5 protein-coding genes are annotated in these 7,859 nt (G+C 54.4%); all 5 read right to left on the reverse strand.

What is annotated here, in order from left to right:
* Positions 1-282 precede the first annotated feature (282 nt).
* On the reverse strand, positions 283-525 hold the full coding sequence (locus VGN12_05600) for a hypothetical protein (GenBank protein HEY4308907.1): 243 nt from the start codon (positions 523-525) through the stop codon (positions 283-285).
* 106 nt (positions 526-631) lie between these two features.
* The gene (locus VGN12_05605) at positions 632-2,218 is read right to left on the reverse strand and encodes a response regulator (protein HEY4308908.1); all 1,587 of its coding nucleotides are present in this window, start codon (positions 2,216-2,218) and stop codon (positions 632-634) included.
* 2 nt (positions 2,219-2,220) lie between these two features.
* The gene (locus VGN12_05610; GenBank protein HEY4308909.1) at positions 2,221-2,832 is read right to left on the reverse strand and encodes a chemotaxis protein CheB; all 612 of its coding nucleotides are present in this window, start codon (positions 2,830-2,832) and stop codon (positions 2,221-2,223) included.
* A gap of 1 nt (position 2,833) precedes the next feature.
* Entirely contained in the window at positions 2,834-3,670 is an 837-nt protein-coding gene (locus tag VGN12_05615; protein ID HEY4308910.1) for a CheR family methyltransferase, read from the reverse strand.
* A complete protein-coding gene (locus tag VGN12_05620) occupies positions 3,670-6,891 on the reverse strand; it encodes a response regulator (protein ID HEY4308911.1) in 3,222 nt (1,073 codons plus the stop codon). Before VGN12_05620 ends, VGN12_05615 begins: the two co-directional genes overlap by 1 nt.
* Positions 6,892-7,859: the final 968 nt, after the last annotated feature.

Consider the following 7,859-nt stretch of genomic DNA (forward strand, 5'->3'; position numbering starts at 1 on the left):
CACGGATGAAGTAGCGATCGCGTAAACTGGCGAACTTTTTATTCCCCCTAGGGGGAATAAAGGCAAAAGAAAACCAACGAGAACCAACCCAGTTCCAGCCACTACCCAAAATCAATTGTGCGCAACTTGACGGACGCTACCAACCACTACGCGGTGGGTGAGGGTGCTGTACGGTGGGAACGGCAGACCATGTTTCCACTGAGACGGCGCTATCACCCGGCTCGATTCTCTGAACTGCATGCAGCAGTCGCGATCCTCTTCGATGCAGTTAGGTATCGCCTACTAACACACCGTCACCGGTAATGATGAAGTGAGAGCCGTCGTTCCGGTGGCCAAAGAGTCGCCAGTGCTCGGAGTAGTCCCGCGACGTGAATCACACGGAAACGCCTCGAGCCTGAAGTCGCGGTCCAGTGACATTTGAAAGCCGCCGTAGTTGTCGCCGCAGGCGCTGGCAGTTTCGTAGTGCTCGGCATGCTGACGCAGGGCAAACGCGATCTGCTCTTCCGTAAAGTGCTTCTTGCCCATCGATCCTAGACCTCCTGCTCAAAATGCCAGATTCCAAAACATCTAACATCCCCCGAGGATTAGGAAACGGGGCGAAGGTCAATAGACGCGCCTGTTTACCGGTCGATCATGTGTTATTCGCAAACTTGGCAAGTATCTGTGCAAGTGTGGCAGCGTCTACAGGTTTCGTCACATGGAAATCAAAACCGGCTTCGGTGGCTCGTCGCTTGTCTTCATCCGTTCCCCATCCGGTCAACGCGACGAGCTTTGCAAATGCAATCTCCGCCTCGTCCCGAATCGCCCGTGACAACTCGTAGCCGTTCATGCCAGGCAAGCCGATATCCAGAAAGATTATTTCCGGTCGAAAGGAGCGAGCGAGCGCCAAGCCTTCCGGGCCTGTGTGAGCAGTCACGGCCTCGTGCCCCATGCACTTTAGTAGCATTGCCAGGCAAATGGCACCATCCACGTTGTCGTCGACTACCAAAATGCGATGGGTGGCCTCTACGGAAACCGCCGAATTTCGTGACCGCGCGAATTGGACCTCCGAGTTACTATCAGGCGTGCGAGAAACAGGTAAACGAACTTTGAAAGTACTTCCGCGGCCTAAGCCGGCACTCTCCGCGTTGACCGTACCGCCATGCAGTTCGACGAGCCGCCGAACAAGTGCGAGTCCTACTCCCAAGCCGCCCTGCGCATTATTCAAAGAACGATCGACCTGTGTGAAGAGCCGAAAAACATTCGTCAGCATCTCCTTTTGGATGCCGACCCCTGAATCTTCGACATCGACCATGACTTCATTGCCAATAATGCTCGCTCGTATCCGCAAATCACCACCTGGATCAGTGTACTTGGCGGCATTTGTCAGCAGGTTTGAGAAAACCTGAGTTAGTCGAATTTCATCTGCATCGAGCATGATTGGCGGATCTGGGAGGTCGATCTCGAGTCGATGTAGTTTTTCTTCAATCAGTGGCTGAGTTGCCTCTACCGTCCGGCTGATCACCGTCGCCAACTCCGTCGGCTCCCGACGCAACACCAACTTTCCTGTCGTGATTCGCGACACATCGAGTAGCTCGTCAACCAGCCGCGCCATATTGCTAACTTGGCGGTCGATGACCTCTCTCGCCCATTCTAGATTCGGGTCCTCCAGTCCCTGTGCTCGCATTATCTCGATGGCGCTGCGAATTGGCGCAAGTGGATTGCGCAACTCGTGCGCTAAGGTTGCAAGAAATTCATCTTTTCGGCGATCTGCCTCTCTGCTCTCATTGAGCAAGCGGACATTCTCGTCGGTTGCGGCATGAAGTTCGTCTCGCTGACGAGCGACCTCTTGTCGTTGCCGATACAATTCGAAGAAAACATCTGCCTTGCTGCGCAAAATATCTGGTTCTATCGGTTTGCGGATAAAATCCACGGCGCCGGCTTCATACCCGCGAAATCGCCGCTGCGGGTCCGGGCTTCCCGCCGTGAGAAAGATGAGTGGCACGCGACGAGTGCGTTCCATCCCGCGAATCAGCTCCGCCAACTCAAAGCCGTCCATTCCTGGCATTTGAACGTCAACGAGCGCTAGCGCCATGTCATACTGTAAGAGCAATTCCAGCGCTTCCGGCCCCGAGCGCGCTTTCAGCAGCACGAGCCCGTCACGGCGCAACAATGCTTCAAGGGCCAAGAGGTTTTCCTCTAGGTCATCGACAAGCAAGTAATGGACCGGATCCGCCATTTCTATTCAGTCTTGGCAAGAGAAGAAAGATAGTCACTGATTTCATTCAAGCTCAGCGACTGAGCTTGAGGACAGGCACTAAGCGCGGCGAGAGGCATAGCTGACGCATACGACTGATCGGGACGTTGTACGAGGGCGATTCCACCCCTCTCGACTACCGTCCGAAGTCCATAGGCACCGTCGTTGTTGGCACCCGTTAGAATAACTCCTACCAAGCTTGAACCATAGGCGTCGGCCGCCGTTTCGAAGAGTACGTCAATTGATGGCCGCGAGAAATTGACGGGTTCATCAGCCGACAGCGACAGCGATTGATCGTTCTCGACGAGCATGTGGTAGGCGGGCGGGGCAAGGTAAATCGTTCCAAACTGGATTGGTTCTTTGTCTGCAGCTTCTCGGACGTCCATCTGGCACTTTGCGTCCAGAAGGTTGGCGAGGAGACTTTCCTTGTCCGCTGGAAGGTGAACGACCACCAAGACCGGGATCGGAAACCCAGCCGGAAGAGCAGGCAAAATGATCGACAACGCATCGAGAGCGCCAGCGGAAGCGCCAATGGCGATCGCTCTGATACAAGGCACGGTCGATTCGGAGATGCGAGCCGTGCTGCTAGTACTCATGTCATCCACGTTTCTGATAAATTCGCTCGGAATGCACGAAGTCGTCAAAGGCATCGACATGCGCGGAAAATCGCAAGCTTTCTTTTGATCCCAGTCCTAAAAATCCTTTTCTCGTAAGCGATTCTTTGAACAAGCCGACGGCGCGATCCTGAAGACCACGGTCGAAATAGATGAGGACGTTGCGACAACAAATGAGTTGGACCTCGGCAAAGACTTGGTCGGAAACGAGGCTGTGATCGGAGAAGACTGCCCGGCGGCGTAGGCTTTTGTCAAAAACGGCCGAGCCGTAGGCCGCGGTATAGTAGTTGGACAAGGAAGATTTTCCTCCTGCCAGACGGTGGTTCTCGGTAAACAGTGAGATTCGGTCGAGGTCATAAATTCCGGCCTCGGCCCGCTGCAGTGCCTGGGGATTTATGTCAGTGCCATAAAAGAGTGTCCGATCCTCTAACTCTTCCTCGCGAAAAAGAATCGCAAGCGACATCAACTCTTCTCCCGCACTGCATCCCGCAACCCACACTTTCAAAGAGGGATAAGTCCTGAGGTGCGGCACCAGCAGTTCACGAATGGCGATGAAGTACGCTGGATCACGGAATAACTCGCTTACTTGCACAGTAAGAAAGGAAAGTAATGCCGCAAACAGCTTTGGCTCGTGAAGCACCCGCTCTTGAAGCTGCGAATACGTTCGGCAATCGAAGTGATCGCGGGCTTGACGCAAGCGGCGTTTGATAGAGGCCATTGCATAGCCACGAAAGTCGTAGTGATACTTTTGGACAATACCTTCAAGAAGCAGCCGAATCTCAATGTCTTCAGTTTCGTGGCGCACTGGCAACGTTCCCATTATCTTGGCATCCACACTCGGACGAGCGAAAGCAGCTTCTCGACGTCGAGCGGTTTTGCCAAATAATCATTGGCGCCCGCGGTGATGCAACTTTCCTGATCGTCGCGCATTGCTTTGGCCGTCAACATAATGATTGGCAATTTCTTCCACTCAGGCCGACTGCGGAGTTCACGTGTTGCTGTCAGTCCATCCATCTCGGGCATCATCACATCCATAAGCACAAGATCGATCTTACGACTGGGATCGCCGACTGATCCTTCAATTGCCTCGATCGCCTCTCGGCCGTTACGGGCGATTTGAACGGTTGCTCCTTGTGGCTCCAAGACACTGGTCACCGCAAAGACATTCCGAACGTCGTCCTCGACCACCAGAATTCGGCGATTCTCCAAAGCAGCATCTCGGCTCCGCGCCTTTTCCAGCATTCGTTGGTGTTCGGGCGGGAGGTCGGCCACGACTTGATGCAGAAAGAGCGTTACCTCGTCGAGGAGTCGTTCGGGTGACTTGGCGCCCTTAATGATGATGGATTTGGAATAGCGACGAAGTCGCTGCTCATCATCTTGCGAAAGGTCGCGTCCCGTGTAGACAATTACCGGGGGAAAGGAGTACGCATCTTCGCGGCTCAGTGTCTCTAGTAGCGAGTACCCAGTTGCGTCTGGGAGCGAGAGATCCAGAACCATGCAGTCGAAGGTCTGGCCCTTGAGAAGGTTCAAGCACTCAGCAGCAGTTCCCACCCCAACCGTTTCAACGTCGTGAGAGCCAAGAAGCCGTCGCATGCTATCAAGCTGAACTGGATCATCCTCAACAACGAGCACTCGTCGCATACTCTGGGCAAGTCGCGTTTCCAGTCGTTGTATTGCTTCGACCAGTTTCTCACGTTCGACCGGCTTGATAATGTAACCCACGGCGCCCAACGCCATAGCCGTTTCGGCATCATCGCTGGCAGAGACGACATGCACCGGGATATGTCGGGTACGCGGCTCGTGCTTGAGACGGTCCAGGACAGTCAAGCCGGAATGATCTGGCAGCCCAATATCGAGCAATACGGCGTTCGGTACATGCTTAAACGCAAGTGCCAACGCATCTTCAGCGGTCGTGGCTATGAGACATTTGAAATTCAACTCATGCACGAGGCTCGAAAGGATCTGCGCAAACGGTGGGTCGTCTTCGACGACAAGAATGATTCTGCTTTGGCCAGCGAGAGTCTCGCGATCATCTGCTACGCGCGGGAAACGTGTCGGCGGTTCGAGTAATCCATGCTCTAACGCTGTTGATTTAACACGCGGTGTTCCGGTACCTTTGACTTCCGCTAAGAGATTTCGCGGCGAAACGACATCGCGCGGTCGCACGATGGTCGGGTCGTAGACTTCGGGAATCGATACCGTAAAGGTACTTCCATTGTCCGGCGAGCTGACTAACCGAAGTTCTCCACCGAGCAAACGCGCCAGCTCGCGCGAGATGGACAGCCCGAGTCCCGTGCCGCCATATTTTCGATTCGTCGTGCCATCGGCCTGGCGAAAGGCCTCGAATATGATTTGTTGCTGTTCGGATGGAATGCCAATTCCTGTATCGGTGACGTTGAATTCGACAGGGCCGGCTGGCGAACGATCGACACGAAGCGCAACCGCGCCCGTTTCGGTAAACTTCGTCGCGTTCGACAATAGGTTCTTCAGAATCTGTTCGAGCCGTTGCCGGTCGGTGCCAATGACCTCGGGGCAGTCGGGAGAAATGTCCGCAGTGAGTTGAAGTCCCTTTGAAGCCGCAACGGGCTCAAACATTCGCACGAGGTCGTCGACCATTTGTCTCGTGGGCACGGCTTCCGGGCGGACCTCCATCCGCCCCGCCTCGATTTTTGAGAGGTCTAGAATGTCGTTGATGAGCGTGAGCAAATCATTGCCGGCAGCCCGAATCGTCTCAGCAAATTGCACCTGTTCACCGGTCAAGTTACCGTGTGGATTGTCCGCCAACAGTTTTGCCAATATGAGTGACGAGTTGAGTGGAGTGCGCAGCTCGTGCGACATATTTGCCAGGAAGTCTGACTTGTACCGGCTGGCTTGATCCAGTTCACTTGCCTGCGACTGCAGACGCTCCGCCGTGCGTCCAAGTTCGTCGCGCTGGGTCTCAAGGATTTGCGTTTGTTCTTCAAGCTGTACGTTCGTCTGTTCGAGTTCAGCTTGCTGTTGTTCGAGGCGACCTTGCGATTCCTTTAGCGCTCGACTCTGCTCTTCAAGCTCCTCGTTTGAAACTCGCAACTCTTCTGACTGAGACTGAAGCTCTTCGCCTTGCCGTTGGGTTTCTTCCAGCAGATTTTGAAGATGAGTGCGATAATGGGCAGAGCGCACGGCTACGCCAATCGACTCCGATAGGCGTTCAAATAGCTCGCTGATTGCGCTGTTATACAGATGGACGAACCCGAGTTCGAATACGGCGTTAACCGATCCATCGACAGAAACCGGCACAATTACCAGGTGCCGTGGCTTTCCCTTGACCAACGCAGAACCAAAGGTCAGATAACCGTCGGGCACGTCATTAACGAAAAACGTGCGGTTATCTCTTACCGCCTGCCCAAGTAATCCATCATTGGCGCCGAGTCGAGTGGGAATATCCGCTTCGCTTGGCACGCCGTATGTTGCAATACGTCGGAATTCGCCTTGCATGGCGGCGAAGAACGCGCCAGCCTGCGCGTCGACGTATTCCGCTAAGAATCGAAGGACGTTCTCTCCGAGTTGCTCCATTCGCTGTTCGCCGCCAAGGACCTCGCTAAGCTCTGTTTGTCCATACTGGAGCCAGTTCTGGCGTCGGAGCGTGCGCTTGTTCCGATTGAAGTAATATCCGACGACAGCCATGATCCAGACTGTCGCGATGCCGAAGCCTCGATTGAGTCGGGCTACCTCGGGACTTAGGCCGAGTGAGCTATAGAAAAAGCCGACCGTCATCAGTGCCGTCACGATAATCGCGACTGTCGGCGGTGCCCATGATCGCCAGACAAAAAGCGTTAGTACGACTGGCATGAGGTAGAAAACCCATACGGCGACGCCTAAGGGAGTGTAGAGGTCGGCAAAGAAAATTCCCCAAGTGGAAAGGCCGATGGCCGCGTAGACAAACGGACTTAATGCCTCTCCGGACCATAGTCGGCGGACGGTCGTCTTTATTGCGTTAGGTGCAGACGGTCGTTTTGGTCCAGCATTCGGGACTGAAGTTCCGCTTTGTTGACTCGACTCCATGCAAAATCCCACAGAAGAGGCATGCGGAGTCTGCTCGGCAAATTGCCGCCGTCACAACCGCAGGAATATTCTAGTCTATCTGCGGCGCGAATCGATTCAAACGGCCCCCTCTCCAAAGTAACTCATAGCGTCACTCGCCCTTGAGAATATAGCCGACCACGTCGCGACGACGAGATAATCGGCCATTTCGAGACCGTTGTGATCGACGGCGAATCAGTCTCGCCAATGGGTCTACGTCGCGCGGATATGCAGAGTAGGACTGGATCCACACGCATTTATTTATGTTGAGAATGATCTGAAGCACGACTACGCGTCTCAGGACGCGTGCAACGAAAGGGAGTAGATATGGAGTTCTCCAATTCCGTCTTCGTCGTCATAAAGAAATGCCGGCGCCGATCAACTATGAGATGCGGGCTGAGCTCAAAACTGCGGAACCAACCATGGAGAGTATGGTGACAAGCAAACTTCAACCAGAAGTCGTGGTTGTGACCGGAGCGTCAGCCGGAGTTGGTTGCGCTACGGTACGTGCTTTCGCGAGACAAGGGGCTTGCATCGGCCTGTTGGCACGTGGCAAGGCGGGGCTCGATGGCGCTTGTCGCGATGTCGAACAACTTGGCGGCAAGGCACTCGTTTTGGCTACTGACATGGCGGAGGGCAAGTCGGGGCCGCGACGACTGCTGTTGAAAAGGAATTTGGCCCGATTGACATTTGCAGGGCAGCGTCGTGGCGAGGTATTCTGTATCCGTGAAAAGTAGCCACCCGCCAATTATGACGCCTGATCTTCTGACCGAGGCCGATCCATTGGGCGACGTTCGTGGATGGCTTGTCAAGATGGGTGAAATGATAGCAGCCGCCGTATAGCGAGATATAACCGAAAGTTGTGGATGAGTTGAGTTGAAAAAGGCGGCGTACTTGGGTTTGAATTTGGTTGATTACGGACCCAATTCCCCAGGAGTACGCCACCATGC

The organism is Pirellulales bacterium (assembly GCA_036499395.1).
Taxonomy (GTDB): Bacteria; Planctomycetota; Planctomycetia; order Pirellulales; family JACPPG01; genus JACPPG01.

Coding starts and splice junctions, on each gene's coding strand:
- VGN12_05605 (HEY4308908.1), bottom strand. CDS start 2,218: ATGGCGGATCCGGTCCATTACTTGCTTGTCGATGACCTAGAGGAAAAC.
- VGN12_05620 (HEY4308911.1), bottom strand. CDS start 6,891: ATGGAGTCGAGTCAACAAAGCGGAACTTCAGTCCCGAATGCTGGACCA.
- VGN12_05610 (HEY4308909.1), bottom strand. CDS start 2,832: ATGAGTACTAGCAGCACGGCTCGCATCTCCGAATCGACCGTGCCTTGT.
- VGN12_05615 (HEY4308910.1), bottom strand. CDS start 3,670: ATGGGAACGTTGCCAGTGCGCCACGAAACTGAAGACATTGAGATTCGG.
- VGN12_05600 (HEY4308907.1), bottom strand. CDS start 525: ATGGGCAAGAAGCACTTTACGGAAGAGCAGATCGCGTTTGCCCTGCGT.